General features: G+C 59.6%; 14 protein-coding genes and 4 pseudogenes. 8 read left to right on the forward strand and 10 right to left on the reverse strand.

The window, feature by feature from the left end; all coding sequences use genetic code 11:
* Positions 1-176 precede the first annotated feature (176 nt).
* Positions 177-842, forward strand: a pseudogene (locus B0G74_RS06610) (IS701 family transposase); the annotation flags it as partial.
* A gap of 168 nt (positions 843-1010) precedes the next feature.
* Here B0G74_RS06610 and B0G74_RS46510 read toward each other — a convergent pair.
* Positions 1011-1280: pseudogene (locus B0G74_RS46510) on the reverse strand (integrase core domain-containing protein); the annotation flags it as partial.
* A 70-nt stretch (positions 1281-1350) separates the two neighbouring features.
* Here B0G74_RS46510 and B0G74_RS06620 point away from each other — a divergent pair.
* Positions 1351-2703, forward strand: a complete 1353-nt coding sequence (locus tag B0G74_RS06620) for an IS30 family transposase (protein WP_132376862.1) — start codon at positions 1351-1353, stop codon at positions 2701-2703.
* 31 nt (positions 2704-2734) lie between these two features.
* Here the strand turns inward: B0G74_RS06620 and B0G74_RS46515 are convergent.
* Positions 2735-3618, reverse strand: a pseudogene (locus B0G74_RS46515) (IS3 family transposase); the annotation flags it as partial.
* A gap of 55 nt (positions 3619-3673) precedes the next feature.
* Here B0G74_RS46515 and B0G74_RS06635 point away from each other — a divergent pair.
* Positions 3674-4327, forward strand: a pseudogene (locus B0G74_RS06635) (transposase); the annotation flags it as partial.
* Between the two features lie 441 nt (positions 4328-4768).
* On the opposite strand, the gene B0G74_RS06640 reads toward B0G74_RS06635, so the two are convergent.
* From B0G74_RS06640 to B0G74_RS06670, 7 genes are all read right to left on the reverse strand, one after another.
* Positions 4769-5914 carry an IS110 family transposase gene (locus tag B0G74_RS06640; protein WP_132374014.1) on the reverse strand — a complete coding sequence of 382 codons (1146 nt, stop codon included), beginning with the start codon at positions 5912-5914 and terminating at the stop codon, positions 4769-4771.
* A gap of 91 nt (positions 5915-6005) precedes the next feature.
* A protein-coding gene (locus B0G74_RS06645; RefSeq protein WP_243658131.1) for an IS5 family transposase occupies positions 6006-6823 on the reverse strand; the annotation gives its coding sequence in 2 pieces (ribosomal slippage) (positions 6006-6475 and positions 6475-6823; 819 coding nt in all).
* 281 nt (positions 6824-7104) lie between these two features.
* Entirely contained in the window at positions 7105-8238 is a 1134-nt protein-coding gene (locus tag B0G74_RS06650; RefSeq protein WP_132374062.1) for an IS701 family transposase, read from the reverse strand.
* A 477-nt stretch (positions 8239-8715) separates the two neighbouring features.
* Positions 8716-9450, reverse strand: coding sequence for a glucose 1-dehydrogenase (locus tag B0G74_RS06655; RefSeq protein WP_132374063.1), 735 nt, complete (start codon positions 9448-9450; stop codon positions 8716-8718).
* A 51-nt stretch (positions 9451-9501) separates the two neighbouring features.
* Complete coding sequence (locus B0G74_RS06660; RefSeq protein WP_132374064.1) at positions 9502-9951, reverse strand: nuclear transport factor 2 family protein; 450 nt, start codon at positions 9949-9951, stop codon at positions 9502-9504.
* Between the two features lie 109 nt (positions 9952-10060).
* The gene (locus tag B0G74_RS06665; RefSeq protein WP_132374065.1) at positions 10061-11773 is read right to left on the reverse strand and encodes an FAD-dependent oxidoreductase; all 1713 of its coding nucleotides are present in this window, start codon (positions 11771-11773) and stop codon (positions 10061-10063) included.
* 597 nt (positions 11774-12370) lie between these two features.
* Positions 12371-13108 (reverse strand): GntR family transcriptional regulator, encoded by a 738-nt coding sequence (locus B0G74_RS06670; protein ID WP_132376863.1) that lies wholly within the window; start codon positions 13106-13108, stop codon positions 12371-12373.
* A gap of 158 nt (positions 13109-13266) precedes the next feature.
* Here B0G74_RS06670 and B0G74_RS06675 point away from each other — a divergent pair, with 158 nt between their 5' ends.
* Genes B0G74_RS06675 through B0G74_RS06690 form a run of 4 tightly spaced genes read left to right on the forward strand, consistent with a single transcriptional unit; the run spans position 13267 to position 17830 of the window.
* Positions 13267-14118 (forward strand): fumarylacetoacetate hydrolase family protein, encoded by an 852-nt coding sequence (locus tag B0G74_RS06675; protein ID WP_132374066.1) that lies wholly within the window; start codon positions 13267-13269, stop codon positions 14116-14118.
* 28 nt (positions 14119-14146) lie between these two features.
* Entirely contained in the window at positions 14147-15955 is a 1809-nt protein-coding gene (locus B0G74_RS06680; RefSeq protein WP_132374067.1) for an FAD-dependent monooxygenase, read from the forward strand.
* Position 15956: 1 nt separating this feature from the next.
* Positions 15957-16907, forward strand: coding sequence for a VOC family protein (locus tag B0G74_RS06685; RefSeq protein WP_132376864.1), 951 nt, complete (start codon positions 15957-15959; stop codon positions 16905-16907).
* The gene (locus B0G74_RS06690; RefSeq protein WP_132374068.1) at positions 16904-17830 is read left to right on the forward strand and encodes a 3-keto-5-aminohexanoate cleavage protein; all 927 of its coding nucleotides are present in this window, start codon (positions 16904-16906) and stop codon (positions 17828-17830) included. Before B0G74_RS06685 ends, B0G74_RS06690 begins: the two co-directional genes overlap by 4 nt.
* Positions 17831-18088: 258 nt before the next feature.
* Here B0G74_RS06690 and B0G74_RS06695 read toward each other — a convergent pair whose 3' ends face one another.
* Complete coding sequence (locus B0G74_RS06695) at positions 18089-18748, reverse strand: hypothetical protein (RefSeq protein ID WP_132374069.1); 660 nt, start codon at positions 18746-18748, stop codon at positions 18089-18091.
* A gap of 336 nt (positions 18749-19084) precedes the next feature.
* On the opposite strand from B0G74_RS06695, the gene B0G74_RS06700 reads away from it, so the two are divergent.
* Positions 19085-19534, forward strand: coding sequence for a nuclear transport factor 2 family protein (locus B0G74_RS06700; RefSeq protein WP_132374070.1), 450 nt, complete (start codon positions 19085-19087; stop codon positions 19532-19534).
* Positions 19535-19688: the final 154 nt, after the last annotated feature.

Raw genomic sequence — 19688 nt, forward strand, 5'->3', positions numbered from 1 at the left:
TACAGCTATAGTGCTGTCGGCGCGCTTTGCGGACATCGCTGGGCCACGCGATGTACAGCAACAAGGTCGATGAAGCAGCCCACATCGTGGCACCCTAATCTTACTGTGTCATAAAATCCATTTGCAGCGAAGCGATACCTGGTACTATTGAATAATATAGACTCCGGGCGATCGCGATGAAAGAAGATGTCGACGAATTTGACGCGTATCTGAATCATCTGACGCAGGCGTTAGGGCACGCCGATCGCCATGCCGGCCTCAAGGGTTACTGTTCTGGCCTGGTAATGCCGTTGTCACGTAAGAGCGTCGAGCCGATGGCTGCTCATATTGACCCGCTTCACGCGAGTGCGAAGCACCAGTCACTTCACCACTTTGTGGCCAAGGCGGAATGGTCTGACCGAGTGGTATTGCAGCGGGTACGCGAATGGGTGATGCCCGCGTTGGACGCGCACGCTGCCGAAGAAACCGGCTACTACTGGATTATTGACGACACCGGTTTTCCAAAGAAGGGACGTCATTCGGTCGGGGTGGCACGTCAGTACTGTGGGCAGCTCGGCAAACAGGACAACTGCCAGGTCGCCGTGAGCCTGTCGATCGCGACGCAACGCGGCAGCCTGCCGGTTGCCTGGCGGTTGTATGTCCCCAAGGAATGGCTTGACGACCGGGAACGTGCCCGTCGTGCTGGCATTCCTGACGATCTGGCTTTCGAGACCAAGCCCCAGATTGCGTTGGCCCAACTTCGCGAGGCTATGGCATCCGGCGTTGCACCGGGCATCGTGCTTGCCGATGCCGGATACGGCGACGAAACCGCTTTTCGGGATGGCGTATCGGAACTGGGTTTGGGGGTGACCCGTTTCGGTGGACGGTTACGTAGTTGAATTTTGAGTGGATAGATTACCTCCGTTTGAAGAGGTGCTGTGAGTTGTCCACGGCCGGTCGGCGGGTCGCCTGTCACGACCACGACGCCGGCCGGCGGTGGGCAACTCACATGTGGATGAAGTCGGTTTTTGTGCCGCATGCAGCTGTTCGTAAATGATCGGCGAGTAATAGCCGAGCCCGCTATGAAGGCGAAACGGGTTGTACCACGCCTCCAGAAAGTGGAAGATCTCGCGCCGCGCCTGTTCACGCGTGGCGAAGTGCGAGCGCGCCAGCAGTTCGCATTCAAGGGTGGCGAAGAAGCTTTCGCACATGGCGTTGTCGAAGCAATCCGCTACCGTCCCCATCGACAGACGCACGCCAGCCTCGCGGCAGCGCCGGCCGAAGGCGATCGACGTGTACTGGGCGGATTCAACCGGTCGTCGCAACACCTTAAACCGAGGAGGTGTTGCCATGGTTCAAAGTGCAAAGCGAATGTATCAGTTGACAGGGCGAGCAGCGATGTACTCACCGGGTGCGCCGTCGCTTAGAAATGAGGTCGAGCGTCGCTTTTGGCTACAGATCGGAACCGGCATTACAAGCGAGAAAGCAGCGCAGGCGGTCGGCGTCTCTCAAGCGGTAGGCTCGCGCTGGTTCCGCTATCGTGGCGGCATGCCACTATTCATGTCAAAACCTATCGCTGGTCGATACTTGTCGTTCGCTGAGCGAGAAGAGATAGCATTGCTTTCTATTCAAGACATCGGTGTACGCGAGATCGCCCGCCGCATCGGACGCAGTCCATCAACCGTTTCAAGAGAGCTTACCCGCAATGCGGCGACACGTGGTGGGTACCTCGAGTATCGTGCTTCGGTCGCGCAGTGGAAGGCGGAACGGTTCGCCAAACGACCAAAGCCGGCGAAGCTCGCGAGTAATGCAAGGCTGCTCCAATATGTACGGGAGCGTTTGGAGGGCAAGGTGCGCGACGCGCATGGCCATGCTATTGCAGGTCCCAGGCAGGCGCCCTTCAAGGGGCGCAATAAACCACATCGCGGAGACCGAAAATGGGTCAACGGCTGGTCACCCGAGCAAATTGCTAATCGATTGAAGACCGATTTCCCGGATGATGAATCTATGCGAATCTCTCACGAAGCCATTTATCAAGCCCTTTATATTCAAGGGCGTGGCGCACTCAAACGCGAATTGGTGGGTTGTCTTCGCACCGGGCGTGCTTTGCGCGTTCCCCGAGCGAGAGCGCGTGCCAAGGCATGGGCGCACGTCAGCGAGGAGGTGATGATTTCCAGCCGGCCTGCAGAGGTGCAAGATCGTGCTGTGCCGGGCCATTGGGAGGGCGACCTGATTATTGGCTTGAATCGATCAGCCATTGGAACGTTGGTGGAAAGATCAAGCCGCTTTACGATGCTCGTGCACTTACCTCGCGAGAAAGGCTATGGTGTCATCCCGCGCACGAAGAACGGGCCTGCGCTCGCCGGCTATGGAGCTGTCACGATGGCCAACGCACTCAAGAAGACTGTGGCGGACTTACCTGCCCAGTTGTGGCGATCGTTGACATGGGATCGTGGCAAAGAACTGTCCGATCACGCACGCTTCACAATTGAGTCGGGCGTGAAGGTCTTCTTCGCCGACCCGCATAGTCCATGGCAGCGTGGTACGAACGAAAACACCAATGGCCTTCTAAGACAGTACTTTCCAAAGGGCACGGACCTGTCCAGATGGAGTGTTCAAGAGCTCCAGGCGGTTGCTAACACGTTGAACGCAAGGCCCCGAAAAACCCTCGGCTGGAAGACGCCTGCGGAAGCTTTGGACGAGTACCTAAAATCTGTTCAATAATCCAGTGTTGCGACGACCGGTTGAATCCGCCCTGGCAACCCTGGTCGGAGTGGTGGATCACCCCGTCGGGTCGGCGTTGCGCCAGTGCCATGTCTAGTGCCCGCCGCATCAATTCGGTGTACAGATGATTTGACATCGACCAGCCGACAATGCGGCGACTGAACACATCGAGAACCACCGCGAGATACAGGAAGCCCTCGCCGGTCGGCACGTAGGTTGCATCGGCCACCCACAGGCGGTTGGGCGCGTCGGCGCTGAAGTGCCGCTGCACCAGATCAGGCGCGGGCCGCGCGTCGGGCTGGCGCCGCGTGGTGGTGATCCAGCGCCGCCGGCTCACGCCGCACAGCCCCGCAATACGCATCAGGCGGGCGACCCGCTTGCGCCCCACGTGAACGCCCTGGTCGACCAGTTCGACGTGAATGCGGGGCATCCCATAGGTGCCGCGCGAGCGCGCGTGTATCGCGCGAATGCGCGCCAGCAGATCCATATCACTGAGTGCCCGTTTCGATGGTCCGCGTCCAAGCCATGCGTAAAAGCCGCTGGTGGAGACCTTCAGCAGCCGCGCCATGGTGGTAATGGGCCAAATGGCCTGATTCGCTTTCATGAACTCGAACCCTTGTCGGGCACGGTTCCGGTCTCCCGGGCGAACCAGGCCGCCGCTTTTGACAAGATGTCCCGCTCAACCTCCAACTGACGAACCTTGCGGCGCAGCCGTGTCAGTTCCTCGCGTTCCGTGGTGGTCAGCCCGTCGTGCCGTCTGCCTGCGTCACGATCGGCCTGCGCCACCCAGTTGTAGATGGTTTGCGCGGTCGGCTCGAACTCCTTCTCCAGCTCCTCGGGCGTACGCCCGGCCTTGACCAGTTCGACCATCTGGGCCCGGAATTCCGCCGGGTACGGGGTGCGATGCTTCGCCATGGTGGCACCTCCTGTTCAAAAGGATAGGTGTCCATTTTTGCGGGTCAACTTCAGTTTGTTGTACGCGGTGGGGATCCGGCCTGGTACCACAGTGTGGGCGCCCGGCGCGGCGCCACTTCCACCCAAGCCCTGGAGAGGGCGCGGCAAGCCGCCAACGTTGTTGCGCCGTGCGCCCGGTCACGAGCCGATCGCGGTGAAGGAACTGGCCACGCAATTACCCGTGAACGCCTGGCAAGCTGTTACCTGGCGGGAAGGCAGCAACGCCGCACTTTCCTCACGCTTTGCCGCCGTACGGATTCGTCCCGCACATCGCGACTATTGGCGAAGTACCGTTCGCGACGAAGAATGGCTGCTCATTGAATGGCCCGATGGCGATACGGAGCCGCTCAAATACTTTCTCTCTACTGCCCCCGGGGAGGCGACACTTGAGCAGCTTGTATTCGTGACCAAGATGCGCTGGCGCATCGAGCGCGACTATCAGGACCTGAAACAGGAGTTCGGGCTCGGTCATTATGAAGGCAGAGGCTGGCGTGGCTTTCACCACCACGCCACGCTGAGTATCGCCGCGTATGGGTTTCTGATGGCTCAGCGGCTCCGAATGCAATCAGACGGACGTGGTAAAAAAAACTTCCTTGAACGCGCGCTGCCTGCCCTTCCCCCGGATTACATCCCCCGGGGCAGTCCAGCGCGCTCAGCGCCACGTTCCTGATTCCATTACTACGTTGCGCATCCTGCTTGGATTACGGCTCATGCAACGATGGCATTGTCCGGTAATAGACTGCGCAACCGATTATGTGACACAGTAAGACTTCTATGGGGCATGGGAAGTCAAGCCCTTTAGCGATTTGCTTTCCTCAAGTCAGCGGCCTCCATTTGAGGTGGTGTGATATCTATTTCTGTTTGGAATCCTTTGTGACTGTTCAGCAGGAAGTTAGAGGCCGGAGTGTCTGATATCCGGGCGGTCTGCCCGGTGTAACTTCTATCCGTGCCGGCACCAGGCCGGTCACCACATACCGCATGCGCAGAGCGCTGGGACCACTCCGTTACCGAGGCACCCCATCTAAAACTACGGTTACCCGCCGGGCAACCCTCTTACTGTCCGGGTGCGCAAACCTGCCTGACCTGCGTTGAATGAGGGTCGCTGCTCAGGTTACAGCTCCGCCGCTGTCACCGGTTTGAGCTTTGCCCCTGCCGGAAATTCGCCATGTTCGAGATAGCGCCATATTGCGATTGCAAGACGGCGCGCAAGCGCGACAATGCCGATGCGTCGCGAACGCTTGCCCGCAGCGCCGAAGCGCTGGTTGAACCATTTGCTCAGCTCGCTGGCCGGCTGGAAGCGCAGCCAGCTCCATGCAAGCTCCACCATCAGCCATCGCACCCGCTTGTTGCCCGCCTTGCTGATGCCCTGTTCGACTTCACTGGTGCCGCTTGCATATGGCGTTGGCGCCAGGCCCAGACAGCCGGCGAGCTCGCGGCGATTACCAAACCGCCGCCATCCGAACAGTTCCTTCACGAGTGTCCATGCACTGCCGGTGCCAATGCCCGCCAGCCGTGCCAGCCCGGCAATGGCCGGTTGCTCGCCGTTGCGCACCTGATGAGCCTGCATTGTCTCAAGCGTCCTGATCTGCCGGGCGACAAGAGCGAGCCGCTCGAGCTCACGGTCAATCTCGGCACGCAGGTCCGGCAGGAGCTGCGCAGCGTGTTCCGCCCACCAGCGTCCCCAGGTGCGCCCACCGATGTGTTCAGTGCGCAGGTTGTGCAGCACCAGCAGCGAGCGGACACGGTTGCTGTGCGCCGTGCGCTCCTGCCGAAGGCGGCCGAGTTCCCGATGCACACGCCGTTGATCTTCCTGCTCAGGGCTCGGGATACGTGCGATCGCCCATAGCCGCCGCTCGCCTGCGTGGTAGCGCATCAGCATCGAGAGCAGTCGGTCGGCGTCGAGCCGGTCGGTCTTCGCGCGGCGTGCCCGCCGGCTTACCTCGATGCTGGCAGGGTCCACTACCAGGTTGGAGATCCGCTGCGCGCTCGCCCAGCGGTGCAGCCAGAAACCATCACGTCCGGCTTCGTAGCAGCTGCGAACCGGAGCGTCGTCGGGCAGGCGGCAACGCACCTTCGCTCTCGCAATCGCCTTCAGGACTGCCGCGGTATCGCCGGCAGCCACCGTACACCGGCTCGGCGAGCGAATGCCATCGCCAAGACAAAGCTTCCAGCTCCTGTCGCCCAACTCGAAAGCGACATACAACGAGCCGACCACCTTTACATCCTGCCCACTACGGGTCATGCCGGGCGTGTCCATTTGCGTGCTCCCATGAAGAAAACGGTTTGCATATTCCGTTTTACTCCTCAGGCTTCGCTTCTACTGCCCTCATAGTATCTAAGAGAATGTTTCAAAAAGAGTCGTCCGAGCGCTGAAGCGTTCGCCAGCAGATCAGGCAACATGCGAGTTTAAGGAGCCCTTCATGGATGTCGGCACGACGCTCATATCGAGTGCGAAGGCGGCGAAATCCGTGCAGCCACGCATTGGTTCGCTCGACGACCCAGCGGACTTTACCGAGACCGCTGCCATGGGGTTCGCCACGCCGGGCGATCGATGTGGGGATGCCGGCAGCGTGCAAGGGCCGGCGATACTTGTCGTGGTCATAAGCGCGATTCGCATAGATTCGGGCCGGCTTGCGAAGTGGTCGACCGCGCAAGCCACGAACCGGCGGGATCGCATCGACCAGTGGAAGCAGTTGCGTGACGTCGTTGCGATTCGCGCCAGTCAGGATGACCGCGAGCGGCGTACCGTTGGCGTCGGTGGCAACGTGATGTTTGGAACCGGGTCGCGCACGATCGGTGGGGTTCGGTCCAGTTTTTCGCCCGCCCCAACCGCTCGAACAGAAGTGGAATCGATGACGACGCGAGAAAAGTCGATCCGGTCGGCGGCACGCAACTTTGCGAGCAGGATCTCGTGGAGCCGATCCCAGACGCCGGCCTGTTGCCAGTCGCGCAAGCGCCGCCAGCAACTGATACCCGATCCGCAGCCCATTTCGGCGGGCAGTTCGCTCCAGCGAATGCCGCTTCTGAGCACGAACAGTATCCCGGTCAGCGCGGCCCGATTGGCCACGGGCTTGCGCCCCGGATACCGGAAGCGTCTCGGCCTTGCTGGCGGTAGAAGTGGTTCGATCAATGCCCACAATTCGTCGTCGATGATTTGCCTGGCCATCTCCTCGCTCCGCTCGTCACAACGGTCGAGGTTAACAGCTTTGCGTTTGAGTTAACAGTAGCCGTAGCTCTTTTTGAAACATCGCCTAATACTACAGCCGTAGATCTGGGTAAACTGGAGGCACACATCCTCGTCTTCGGTAGTGGCACTGCTGGGCGCGGTACTGGTGTCGGCGCCGCCATGCCGACCAGGACAACACGTACGCGATAGAGTGGGCGCCGCGCCACAGGATGCGACAGAGCAGCCGGCGGATCTCCTGCACGCTGAGCGGCACCAAACCTTCAGGTGTTTTTTTTGCCGTGCACCCGCAGGGTGACGAGTACCGCATGGGCCAGCAGAGCCAGCGTGATGTGGCGATACCAGCCTTGCCATCGGCGCACCTCATACTGATCGAGTCCGCATTCGCCTTTGGTCGCCTCGAAGCCGGTCTCGATTTCCCACCTGCGGCCCGCCACGTTCACCAGGGTTTGCCGTGTGGCCTTGCTGCGCGGCGCGTATACGACGTAATACGCATGTTCGCGTTCCTCGTCCAGGCTGCGTCGCACCAGCAGGTAATGCCCGAAGCGGCGCTCCTCTTCGGTGATCTGCAAGCGCCACAGAGGAGTCAGCGCCCAGTCATACAGGCGCTCGCCCTTGGCGCCGGCACCCGCTGACAGGCGGCGCCATGCCCTTGCCGGCAGGGCCTCGGCGATCCGGTCTGCCCGTACGTACTCTGGACCTTTCCACCATAGGGGTTCGTTCTTCGCAACGGCCAGCACGAAAGACTGGCCGCGCGACTCGAGCCACAGCCGCAGGTGACGGTCACCGCCGTAGACTTCATCCCCCGTGACCCAGCCGCACGGCACCCCTGCGTCCAGCGCCCGCTCAAGCATACGACGCGCAAGCTGTGGCTTCGTTGCGAATTCCACCGACCCGGGAATGCCCGCTGCCTCGCAGCGCACCCGGTCATCGGTCCACACCTTGGGTACATACAGTTCGCGGTCGATGAACGCACTGCCGCCACGACCGGCATAGCAGAGGAACACGCCGATCTGGCTGTTCTCGATACGACCTGCCGTGCCACTGTACTGGCGTTGAACACCGGCCGAGTGCTGTCCCTTCTTGAGGAAGCCGGTCTCGTCCACAATCAGCACCGCGTCACGCTCGCCCAGTTCTTCCACTACATAGCTACGCAGCACATCGCGAGCGGCATCCGCGTCCCATTGCGCCCGCTCCAGCAGGTGCTGTACGCCATCGGGTGTCGCTTCGCCGATCCATTCGGCGAGTTGCCAGCCGTTCTTGCGCTCGACTGTACCCAGCAGGCCCTTCAGGTATGCGAGCGACCGCTGTCGGGGCTCCGGACGCCTGAACAGTTCCCCGAGCCGCTGGTGCAGTACCTCCAGTTCACGCTCCCACGCTTTTGCAGTCGAATGCATAGCCTTAACGTATAGTAATCCTTAATTATTTGAGTATAGTAAAAAAATCTACGGCTGTAGTACTAAGGCCGATTCACTACTTTGACGGTATCAGGTGACGGTATCGACGTCTTGGGGCATTATGCCGTTCGCGATACCGTCATTCACGATAGCGGAGGGCGTCTCGTTGGTGCAGTTTGGCTCGACACATGGTTTATTGGTCGATGCGTGGACGCCGACAGACCATCTTGGACACATGGCCGCGCCGAGAGAATTTTTCGGCGCATATGCGGCTTCCATACTGTAAGCCGCAAGAGGAAGGCGTACAACGGTACGCTTTACGGTATTATGTTCGCATGGATCGCCCTGACCGCCCGCTGGTATTGGCTTCAACGGACCGATTTAGGATCGAGTGGGAATGATTTAGACTGCTACGCAAAGGCAAAGCCAGCGCGCATCCATTCGATGCGCGCTGGCTTTCCTGTTTCAGCGGATCAATCAGATCGCCCAGCCTCCGTCGACTGCCACCTCGGCCCCTGTCATGAAGGCGCTTTCATCGCTAGCCAGGAAGCAAACGATAGCCGCCACCTCCTCGGCGGTGCCATGCCGCTTTAACGGCGCCGCGTCTGCGCCGAAACGATTCGTCTCGTCGCTGTTGGCCTTGAGCATTTCCGTAGCGATAAACCCGGGGTGGACCGAGTTCACGCGAATGCCATGAGGCGCCAGTTCCGCAGCCGCGACCTTGGTCATTCCTCGCACCGCCCACTTGGTAGCGCCGTAGGCAATCGCATTGGCAAAGCCGCGCAGCCCGGCGCTCGACGAGATGTTCACGATGGAACCGCCGCCGCTTCTTTTCATCGGCTCGATGGCATGCTTCATCCCAAGCAGTGTTCCTAACTGATTGACGCGGAATGTCTTCTCCGCTAACTCTGGCGTCGTTTCGGCGATTGCGGCGGGTACATAGATACCCGCGTTGTTCACCAGCACGTCGCATCGGCCGAATGCGCGCTCGACTTCCTTGAAGAGCGCTCGCCAGGAGTCTTCGCGCGTCACGTCGTGCGTGACATAGATGGCTCGTTTGCCCATCTTCGCGGCGAGCGCCTCACCTTCCGCGGACAACAGGTCGTTCAATACGACATTGGCACCTTCGTCGAAGAAGCGCTGCGCTTCCGCGGCGCCCTGACCGCGCGCCGAACCCGTTATGACCACCGTTTTTCCCTCGAATCTCGCCATCGTCAAATCTCCGCTTTGTTGCGCTGCATGCCTTGCATGGAATGGATTGGCTCAGTACCGGTCATCCGGAGCATGTCTAAGCCATGGATAGCGCTCTGTGTCAGCGCCCGCGTAATCGGGATCGAGGTAGATAAAGCAGCGCTGAATCCTGAAGTCGCGGATTTCAAATACATCGCACCAACGGCCCGCATGCGAAGTGCCGGCTCGCCACGAAACGCCGTTCTTCAGCTTGCCGCGTGAGGCCGCTTCGACGACGACCGTATCGCCCTGCTGTACAACGTTGGCGTAGGTGACGTCGTGCGCGATTTCGGCAATGATGCCCATGAGGTCGCCAAAGAGGGTAGCGATCTGCTCTCGTCCACGCGCAATGCCCCACTTCGGGAAATAAACCTCCGCGTGTTCGTCGAATAGATCGAGAACATTGTCGCCGCGGTCCATTCGCTTGAAGTACTCAAGGGCAATCGCTTTGCGTTGCTCGTCGTTCATCGATTGAATCTGCATCTTGTCTCCATGGTTAAGGGGCGCGTCGAGACCGACGTGTGACCATGCTGGCCTCGACGTGTACTGAAAAGCAGATAGAAGGCGCGCCGGGACCGTGCCGGCTCCAAGGCTAGGCTTGGGTCGCTTCCGTCAGGAGCGCTTTATTCGGTTCGAGATGGGCGGTATTCGCGGCGCGATAGGCAAACGCGAGGATCGGACCAAGTGTTCCGCCACCCGCCCAATAGGCGCGCGCAGATGCGGACGCCACGCAGTTCCCCACGCCGTACAGGCCAGGTATTGGCATGCCGCTATCGTTGAGAACCTGGCCGTCACTGTTGGTCAAAGGACCGCCTTTCGTGTCCAGCGTGCCGCCGGTTACCAACGCCGCGTAGTAGGGCCCACTGTCCGCGAGCGGGAACATCGTCGGGTTTGGTGAGGCAGACTCGTTTTGGACAGCGCCGTTGAACATCTTTTCTACAAGGCGGTCACCGCGGCGAAAATCGGTGTCCACCCCTTCGCGGGCGAATCGGTTGAAGCGCTGAATGGTGTCCCGCAGATTCACGAGAAAATCGTCGGCAAGGCATAGATGGCCGGTGAGACGTTCGAAGGTCTCGAGCCGCCGGGCGAGCGCATCGGCGAGTTCCTCCAATGTATTGCCACTGATCAGATGTCCCTCTTGAGCCGCGTCGGGCCGGATCAGGCAGCCGTACTCCGTGCTTGCGCTATGGTCCTGGCTGCGCTGATCCCAGATGGCGACGAGAACCAGGTTCGGATATTCAGCAAGCTGCGCGTCCCACTCGAAGAACTTTTGCGCCAGTTCGTTGTAGGCGAGTTTCTCGTTGACCACCCGCTTTCCTTGTTTATTCACCCACAGCATCGAATCGCCGCCAACGGAAAACGTGCCCGTAAAATCATCGCGGCCAGCGACCAGGCGATCGAGCGACACCGGGCACATCCAGGCATAGTTCATGTTGCGCAACTGTGCGCGCAGGGGGCTCGCGATGTGAATGAAATCGCCTTCATTCGAGCGCGCGGCACAGCCACCGAATAGCGGCGCATGCAGGAAATTTTTCCGCAGGTCGTTGTTGTGCGTGAACCCGCCGGTCGCGAAGATGACCGCCTTCCGCGCGCCGAGGCGGACGTCGTTGCCTTCGACATCCGTGGCTTCGATACCGACTACTTCTTCGGCCTCGTTGAGAATCACGCGCTGCACACGCAGACCGGTGCGAACGTCGACGCCGTCGCGCTGGGCGGCGGCGTGCATGGATTGAATTGCCACCTTGCCGCCGTCGGACATCGACTCGCACGCGCCCGCTGGTATCAGCACGCGGCCTTGCGGCGCGGTGTTCTCGGGAAGCTCGGCCCAGTAGTCTGTGACACCGGGCAAATGCCGGTACTCGAGAGCGCCGCGCGCGTGGAGCAACTCAGCAGCAGATGATGCGCTGTCATAGATTGCGCTGAAGGCTTCATATTCCCATGCATCGAGTCCGAGATTGGCATCTTCCGGATCATAGTGTTCGGGGCGGGCGAGGCGCGCCATGTAACACAGGCAGTCCTCCTTGCGATCTTCGATGCCCGCTTCGCGCATCGGCCGGTTGTTTGGCACCCAGTACCAGAAAGCGGCTTTTTTCGCGGTTCCGCCCACGGTTCTGTCCTTCTCGACGAGCGCAACCGAATTGCCGAGCCAGCGGGAAAAGAGGGCGGTGGGAAATCCGCCTCCGCCGGCTCCGACGACAATGACGTCGAATATCGCGTCAAAGGCTTCAATTGAATGGCTGGCCAGCCGGTGTGTTGATGCGGGAGCCGCGCTCGCGCGGGATGCCCATCGCTCTGCGTTTTGCATTGTCTTCCTCCTTGTTTTTCGTTGCCTACTCCGTCGAAGCCCGCACGGCGGCTCGCGTGAGACAAATATATATAAAACAGAAAAATATACAATAATATAAAAACTATCGAGATGATAGGAATCGCGTCAAATGGAAGCGTGTGTTGTTCACGTCCGGCGCGAACGCTGCGGCGCGCCAGGAGCGACGTACGTCGGCAGCGCGCTGAAGCGCAATGCAGCTGCATGTCGCCGGCATAGCGACGGCGACATCTGCAAATCAGGAGGAGAGTGGAACGAGAAGACGCCTTACCGGCACCGCGGGCGCGGTGCTTGCCATGCCTTTGTCGTTGGGGACATTTGAACGGTGGAGGCGATGCGCAGAGAGTCTGGTTGCAAGCGGATTGGCGCGCAGCGGTTAGCGGCTTAAGCGCCGGCGCGACACGTTGCCGGTGAATCCACCTGCAATTCACGAATGGTCATGAACGGGCTTGCTACCCGGCTCCTTGATAGCGCGAATGTCATGCGTTTCATTCGGTCAGGATGAGTTGGGTCAGGCAGCGCTGTTCAAGCAAAGCCGAGCGAGCGGCTCACACGGACGACGCGTTCTATTTCACAGCATCACGCTGTAGACCGCGCGCGCGCCCGACCTCGCGCTGTGCCTTCGCTCTTCGCGGCGTTGCCGCTAGCAATGTCCTCGAGCACCAGCTCAGTGGTGGCGGCGAAGTGCTGACGCAGCAGTTCGCACGCCCGGTCGGCGTCACGCGCGAGCACAGCTTTTACGATGTCCTCGTGCTCTTGCGCGAAATTGCGTGAAGCCGCATGAGGGGCCTGGATCGACTGATGCCGGTAGCGGGTCGTCTGGATGCGCAGGGTCGCGGCAAAACGCTTGAGCCACTTTGATCTGCATCCTTCCAGCAGGGTGGAGTGAAACTTGTCGTGCGCGAGATCCCATGCCGGGTTGACGCGTTCTGGATCTCCGATAATGGGCGGTAGGCTGTTCACCTGGTGATAGGCCGCTAGCAACGCACCTTCCCATTCGAGGTTTCCACTCTCGATTGCGTCACGAAGGGCGTCGCATTCGATACGCTGCCGCACTGCCGTAATGTCTTCCAGGTCCGCGCGAGAAATTTTCGTTACGCGAAATCCGCGCTGGTCCTCGGCTTCAACGAATCCGCTCATTGCCAGTCGTGAAACTGCTTCACGCAGCGGAATCGCGCCAGCCTGGTAACGGTCCGCCAGTTCACGGATCTTCAGCTTCGAGCCAGGCGCCAGCACGCCGGTCACGATGTCCTGGAGAATCGTTTCTGCCAGCACAGATGCCATGGTTCGGCCAGTAGAGCCCGGCATGTCAAACATATCGTCCACAGAATCCTCCCGGCTGAACCACTATAGGTATTGGGAAATTATATCCAGTATCAGGGTTAACATGCAAAGACGAAAATATATATATTTATTAAATTTGTATCGAACGTTGCACGGCAACGAACGAACTCTTGAGCCACCGTGGAGCCGTAATGAGATACGTACACTTTTCGCCCGATGGGCACCAACGTCTGCTGGGCGTCTTGCAGGGATCGACGATCACCTCTTTGGGCCATGCAACGCTTGAGGAGCTGCTGGCGTCGGGAACGAACCTGACGGCATATGCGAAGGCCGGAATCGTCAAAGGCACGGAGTATTCTGCTGACACCGTGAGGTGGCTGCCGCCTCTTTCTCGTCCGGGTAAGATCGTTTGCGTTGGCCTGAACTATGCGGACCACACTAAAGAAAGCCATTTCGAGCCGCAGAGCTACCCAACGTTGTTTCCCCGCTTTGATAGCAGTTTGATCGGACATCTGGCACCCATGATCCGTCCGCTCGTATCCGATTCGCTGGACTATGAAGGCGAGATGGCGGTGATTCTTGGAGCCGGTGGTCGTCATATTCCCAAGAAGCGGGCTTTGGAATATGTTGCGGGATATTCGGTCTTCAACGACGGTTCAGTTCGCGAGTACCAGTTCAAGGCGCCGCAGTGGACTGTCGGAAAGAATTTTGACGGCACGGGTGCTTTCGGGCCCACGTTCGTGACCGCCGATGAGTTGCCCGCAGGCGGCGCGGGACTCAAACTGGAGACCCGGCTAAATGGGAAGGTCGTGCAGGCGGCCAACACGAGCGACCTGGTATTCGACGTGGCGACACTCATCGCGATCATCAGCGAGGCCATCACGCTCGCGCCGGGCGATGTCATCGTCACTGGCACGCCGGCCGGTGTTGGTTGGGCAAGAGAGCCGAAACTGATTATGCGCGACGGCGACGTCTGCGAGGTTGAAATCGAAGGGCTCGGTGTACTGAAGAATACTGTGCAAGACGAAAAGCCGGCGGACTGACAGCACGGCATAAGAGATCGGAGGAACTATGAGACAAATTCGCGTCCCCGTATTTGTTGTTGGCGCGGGCCCCGCAGGACTGACAACCGCCGCGCTGCTGGCGAAATATGGCGTGGAGGTACTCGCTATTACCCGCTACCCTGGCACCGCACATTCGCCGCGCGCACATATAACAAATCAGCGTACAGTCGAAGTGTTTCGCGACCTTGGCATCGAAGATCGCGTGCGCGCGCTTGCCACGTCGAACAAGTTGATGACCAACAACGTTTGGGCAACGAGTTTCACCGGAACTGAACTCGGCCGCCTTCAAACCTGGGGGACGGGAGAACAGCGAAAGGCTGACTATGAGATGGCCAGTCCGTCCGAGATGTGCAACGCGCCGCAGCATTTGCTGGAACCGGCAATATTGACGGCCGCACGCGAATTCGGTGCGAAGGTTCTCTTCAATACCGAACTCGTGTCGATACGTCAGACCGAGGAGGCTGTGTTTTCCCGCGTGGTTGATCGGCTAACGGGGGAGGGAATAGAGGTCATTTCAGAATTCGCGGTAGGCGCTGACGGCGCACAAAGCCTGGTAGTCAAAGATATCGGCTTCGAACTCGAAGGAGAGATGGGGCTCGGTTACGCATTGAATTGCTGGCTTGAGGTCGATCTCAGTCAATACTGTGCACACAGGCCTGGGGTGCTGTACTGGATGTATCAGCCCGGCTGTGACTATTGGGTGGGAAGCGGGGTATGGATCTGCGTGCGCCCATGGAACGAATGGGTGATGGTGTCGATGTATAACCCCGCCGACGGAGAGCCGGATCTCAGTGAGGACGCGATCATCCAGAGGGCTCGCGCGACGATTGGCGACCCGGATATTCCGGTGCGAGTGAAGGCGGTATCGAAGTGGACGCTTAACCGCATGGTCGCGCGCCAGATGGTGAAGGGACGTGTCGCAATAGCGGGCGATGCGGCGCACCGCCATCCGCCCGCCAATGGGCTCGGATCGAATACATCGGTGCAGGACGCATTCAATCTCGCTTGGAAGCTTGCCTTGATCGTCAAGGGACAAGCGGCTCCTTCGCTGCTGCAGACATACTCCGATGAGCGACAACCCGTGGCCGAGCAAGTGGTGAACCGGGCGATCAGGTCGATGACGGATATGTTGCCCATTTCACAGGCTTTGGGCTTCCGCGATGGGCAAGGAGCCGACGAAGGGTGGGCGTCACTGGACGAGCTTTTCTCCGATACGTCCGTGGGCCGCACGCGCAGGAAGCAGTTGGCCTCGGCGATCGATCTGCAAAACTACCAATTCAACTGCCATGGCGTCGAATTGGGTCAGCGGTACACCTCCGCCGCGGTCGTGCGAGACGGCGCCCGCTTTCCCGAGCCGAGCCGGGACGCGGAACTGTATTATCACGCGACCACTACACCCGGCGCGTATACACCCCACGCGTGGATTCAACACGATGGCAGGCGCGTCTCTACGCTTGACCTCGTCGGGCAAGGCTCCTTTGCGCTCTTGACGGGCATGGGCGGGCAACCCTGGGTCGAAGCACTCCGACAGGTCGGCAACGAATTCGGCATTTCCGTGAATGGGTGGGTCATCGCTCACGGCTCATCGACCATCGACGCTTACGGGCGCTGGGGAGAACTCCGGGAAATCGAGGACGGCGGTTGCGTGGTGGTTCGGCCGGACCGGTTTGTCGCGTATCGGGCCAATGATCTCGTCGCCGACCCTTTAGGAACCTTGCGGCGGGTATTCGCGCAGATACTCGGCCGGGAGCCGCAAAGCATGTCTGCCACGAGGTCGCATAGCGCTACGGCTTCAACTGTTGCCGGGAGAGAATGACATGACCGCTTCAACTGTAAGCGTAGGAACAGCCGGCATACACTCGGTCGATCACTTCGCGCTCGAAGTTCCTCGACTCGACGAGGCGAGAGAATTCCTCACGGCCTTTGGATTTCGCGTGCAGGAGGAAGAAGGTCAGTTGCTGCTCCGTACTGCCGGCAGTGCCCACGTGTGGGCGCGGATTTTTGCCGGTACGCGTAAGCGATTGGCCTATTTGTCTCTGAACTGCTTCGCCGATGACTTCTCGAAGATCCGCGCACAGATCATCGAAGCGGGTGGACAAGAAGCGACACCTCGAATTGAGTCCGCCAAACATGAAGGGTTCTGGTTTGAAGACCCGGACGGCAATCTGTTACAGCTCAAGGCAGGGCCCAAGACGTCGCCAAATTTCAAGCCGCCTCGTGACGCTGAACCCGCGCTGCCTCGGCTACGCGGCGCGGTCGCCCGCGAGAACGCAGAGCCGGTTCAGCCGTTACGGCTTGCGCACGTCGTGATGTTCACCCCGGACATTCGTCGCGCGGTCAGTTTCTATGAGCGTTCGGTTGGGGTGCGTCTGTCCGATGGCTCGGAAGGTATCGTGGCTTTCATGCACGCGCCTCACGGCAGCGACCACCATATGATCGCGTTTGTTCAGGGGGCGGCAAAGGGTTGGCATCACAGCGCATGGGACGTTCCCGACGTCAACCACGTTGGCCTCGGCCAAATGCAGATGCAGCGCGCTGGATACCGCGACGGTTGGGGCGTGGGCCGGCACGTGCTCGGCTCCAACTACTTTCACTACGTGCGCGACCCGTGGGGTTCATTCTGGGAGTATTCGGCCGATATCGACTTTATCGCCCCTGGCGGCCAATGGGCCGGCGGCAATCATCCGCCTGATGATTCACTCTATCTATGGGGGCCCGACGTGCCGGGCTACTTCTTCAAGAACACTGAAGACGGAGTGCGCGCATGAGCAAGGTCATTATCACCTGCGCCATAACCGGAGCGATCCATACTCCGTCGATGTCGCCTTATCTGCCTGTTACGCCGGACGAGATCGCGCAGAGCGCCATTGAAGCAGCCCAGGCTGGAGCGGCGATCGTCCACTTACACGCGCGCGATCCCCTCGATGGCCGTCCAACGCAGGCGCCGGAGTTGTTTCGCCGGTTCGTGCCCGCCATTAAGGAAGCCTCGGATGCGGTCATCAATATCACCACCGGCGGGGCGCCTACGATGACGGTCGAGGAGCGGCTGCAACCGGCACTTGAATTGCGGCCCGAATTGGCGTCTCTCAACATGGGTTCAATGAACTTCGGGTTGTACGAAATGCTCGGGCGCTTCAAAGACAAGCTTAAATATGACTGGGAGCGCCCATATCTGGAAGGAAGCGACGATCGCATCTTCAAGAATACATTCAAGGATATCGCCTACATCCTGCAATCGTGTAGCGAGAACGAAACCCGGTTCGAGATTGAGTGCTACGACATTGGCCATCTTTATACGGCCGCGCACTTTCTCGACAGGGCGCTCGTTAAGCCACCCCTTCTCATTCAGTCCGTATTTGGTCTACGCGGTGGCATTGGCGCACATGTCGAGGATCTCATGCATATGCGCCGTACGGCTGACCGATTGTTCGGGAAAGATTATGTCTGGTCTGTGCTCGGGGCCGGGCGTAGCCAGATGCCGCTCGCGGCGATTTCTGCCTCTGTCGGCGGAAACGTGCGCGTCGGACTCGAGGATTCTCTTTGGGATGGCCCCGGCAAGCTCGCAAGTAGCAACGCTACGCAGGTAAGGCGCGTTCGCACCATCATTGAAGCCCTGTCGCTTCAAGTGGCGACGCCTGATGAGGCTCGCGCCATGTTGAATCTCAAGGGACGCCACAGCGTCGGCTTCTAAAGAGCCGTGTCTGCGATGCTTCGGCGTTGCCTGTGCCCAGGGCAATGCCGGAGCTACATTTCTGATGTCGCGAGTAGAGATTCCCGCAGAGGCCATAGTCCGCATCGTTCGGAATGCGGATGGTCTCGTCTTCCATATCGATTCGATTGGTATTGCGACGGGCGCAGAGCCGGATACTCGGCCGGCGCTCTAGTGGCCACGACGAGTGACGTCGTTCTAAAGATCGTCGTCACTCCCGGAACCCGGACTCGAATGCACTCAGTCCAGCGTGGCTCGAGCGAGAAATGGGGCGAGGAGTTCCCGGGCGATCTCCGGCGTCACGACCTCGGAGGGTGCGAGCTTCTCGTAGGTGTAGCTCTCCGGGTCGTCGTAGATACGCTCCGCGATGAGCTTCGGCTTCGGCTCGTTCGTGTACGTGAAGATCTGGAAGAGGTGATGCGTCATCAGGTAGTGCGCCGCGGGGTCGGCGTCGATGCCGTGGTCCTTCAGGCACACGCCGGGCACGACGTGAGTCCATACGGCTTCCGTCGTGACGCCGTAGTCGTCGACACCCATGTTCATGGTTCGTGCGCCCATCACGTTCTGGCGTGTTTCAGCGGCTTCGCGATAGAAACCTTCGACGGCCACCTTGCCCGTCAGGACGTGCATCTGGCGCCGGTCGCCAACGCGATACATCGGTTCCTCGACGGTGAGTTCAGGAACGATGATTTGATCCCAGTATCCCGCCACTTCCAGCAGCAAATGGCGCAAGTAGTTCTTTAACATGGCCCGATGATGCGGATTGGTCGTCTTGTGGAGAAATGCTTCGACTTCTCGGGGCCATTGGGTTACGTCGAACTTTGCGGGGACGTGCATCAACGTCAGCGCATCCGTTGTGGGCATTTCTCGGCCTGGCGCCGCCAGGGTGGCATATTTCATGACTTGCTCCTATGGGTTGCCCGTGGAAGTATGGTTGGGCGCTGCATCCGCGTCCAACGATGAATACTGACATCGTGATCTCGAAGTGAGATCACGACCCCCCACTCCGGGTTGGCTGCCGGGCTTTTTTGCAGAGCAACCCTCACATTCAGTATTGCGTCGTTGCCAGTGAGCGCCTGCCCGAGTCTCGCGGCGAAAGTCTGGTCTTCGAGCGACGATCACCAACGCAGATCAAGCGCCCAATTTTTATCATTAGACAGTGATCGCGACCTCTCCGATAGTTTGTCGAAGCCACGTGCAAGGAACTTGGACGTGCAACCATTCCCGGAGACTGCCATGCAAATTCAACCAATGACAGACGAGCAGCGCAAAGCTATCGCGATAGAGTTCTTCAGACGCGTGGATCGTGGGGGCGACGTTCTTGAACTATTTGATGAGAAGGCCGAATTCTATTTTCCGAAATGGGGCGTCGCTCATGGTCGTGGAGAGATTGCCCAGTTTCTCGAAGACCTGAGCGGGATTCTCGCTGAGATCTCGCACGACATGGCCTATGCGAATTTTGTTCAGCAAGGCGATCGGGTGGTGGTCGAAGCCACGTCGTCTGGGAAGCTGAAGAATGGCGCGGGGTGGCGTGCAGGGACCACACATACCGGGCGATGGTGTGACGTATTGGAAATTCGCGACTTCAGGATCCAGCGCTGCTTCGTCTATCTTGATCCTGACTACGCGGGGGCCGACACGGAGCGCTATCCATGGCTCGATGGCGAGCCCACGAGCCGATACTGAAGAGTGCTTGCTCTTGCCACGGGCTGCACGCTATCGAGGCTGGACGGTGCAAGCGCTGCAGTTTGCTATTTTCAACCGAGACGGAGGCAAGCTGGTTTGGCCTTAAGCACTTGACACGACGCTCGGAAGGCTATATTTCTCGACAGACACCATT

Origin of the sequence: Paraburkholderia sp. BL9I2N2 (assembly GCF_004339745.1) — a bacterium.
Lineage (GTDB): Bacteria > Pseudomonadota > Gammaproteobacteria > Burkholderiales > Burkholderiaceae > Paraburkholderia.

Bases quoted from the DNA above. Each gene is read 5' to 3' on its own strand.
- B0G74_RS06690 (WP_132374068.1), top strand. From the start codon at position 16,904: ATGAGCAAGGTCATTATCACCTGCGCCATAACCGGAGCGATCCATACT.
- B0G74_RS06655 (WP_132374063.1), bottom strand. From the start codon at position 9,450: ATGGCGAGATTCGAGGGAAAAACGGTGGTCATAACGGGTTCGGCGCGC.
- B0G74_RS06700 (WP_132374070.1), top strand. From the start codon at position 19,085: ATGCAAATTCAACCAATGACAGACGAGCAGCGCAAAGCTATCGCGATA.
- B0G74_RS06685 (WP_132376864.1), top strand. From the start codon at position 15,957: ATGACCGCTTCAACTGTAAGCGTAGGAACAGCCGGCATACACTCGGTC.
- B0G74_RS06680 (WP_132374067.1), top strand. From the start codon at position 14,147: ATGAGACAAATTCGCGTCCCCGTATTTGTTGTTGGCGCGGGCCCCGCA.
- B0G74_RS06660 (WP_132374064.1), bottom strand. From the start codon at position 9,951: ATGCAGATTCAATCGATGAACGACGAGCAACGCAAAGCGATTGCCCTT.
- B0G74_RS06650 (WP_132374062.1), bottom strand. From the start codon at position 8,238: ATGCATTCGACTGCAAAAGCGTGGGAGCGTGAACTGGAGGTACTGCAC.
- B0G74_RS06670 (WP_132376863.1), bottom strand. From the start codon at position 13,108: ATGTTTGACATGCCGGGCTCTACTGGCCGAACCATGGCATCTGTGCTG.
- B0G74_RS06620 (WP_132376862.1), top strand. From the start codon at position 1,351: ATGTATCAGTTGACAGGGCGAGCAGCGATGTACTCACCGGGTGCGCCG.
- B0G74_RS06695 (WP_132374069.1), bottom strand. From the start codon at position 18,748: ATGAAATATGCCACCCTGGCGGCGCCAGGCCGAGAAATGCCCACAACG.
- B0G74_RS06640 (WP_132374014.1), bottom strand. From the start codon at position 5,914: ATGGACACGCCCGGCATGACCCGTAGTGGGCAGGATGTAAAGGTGGTC.
- B0G74_RS06675 (WP_132374066.1), top strand. From the start codon at position 13,267: ATGAGATACGTACACTTTTCGCCCGATGGGCACCAACGTCTGCTGGGC.
- B0G74_RS06665 (WP_132374065.1), bottom strand. From the start codon at position 11,773: ATGCAAAACGCAGAGCGATGGGCATCCCGCGCGAGCGCGGCTCCCGCA.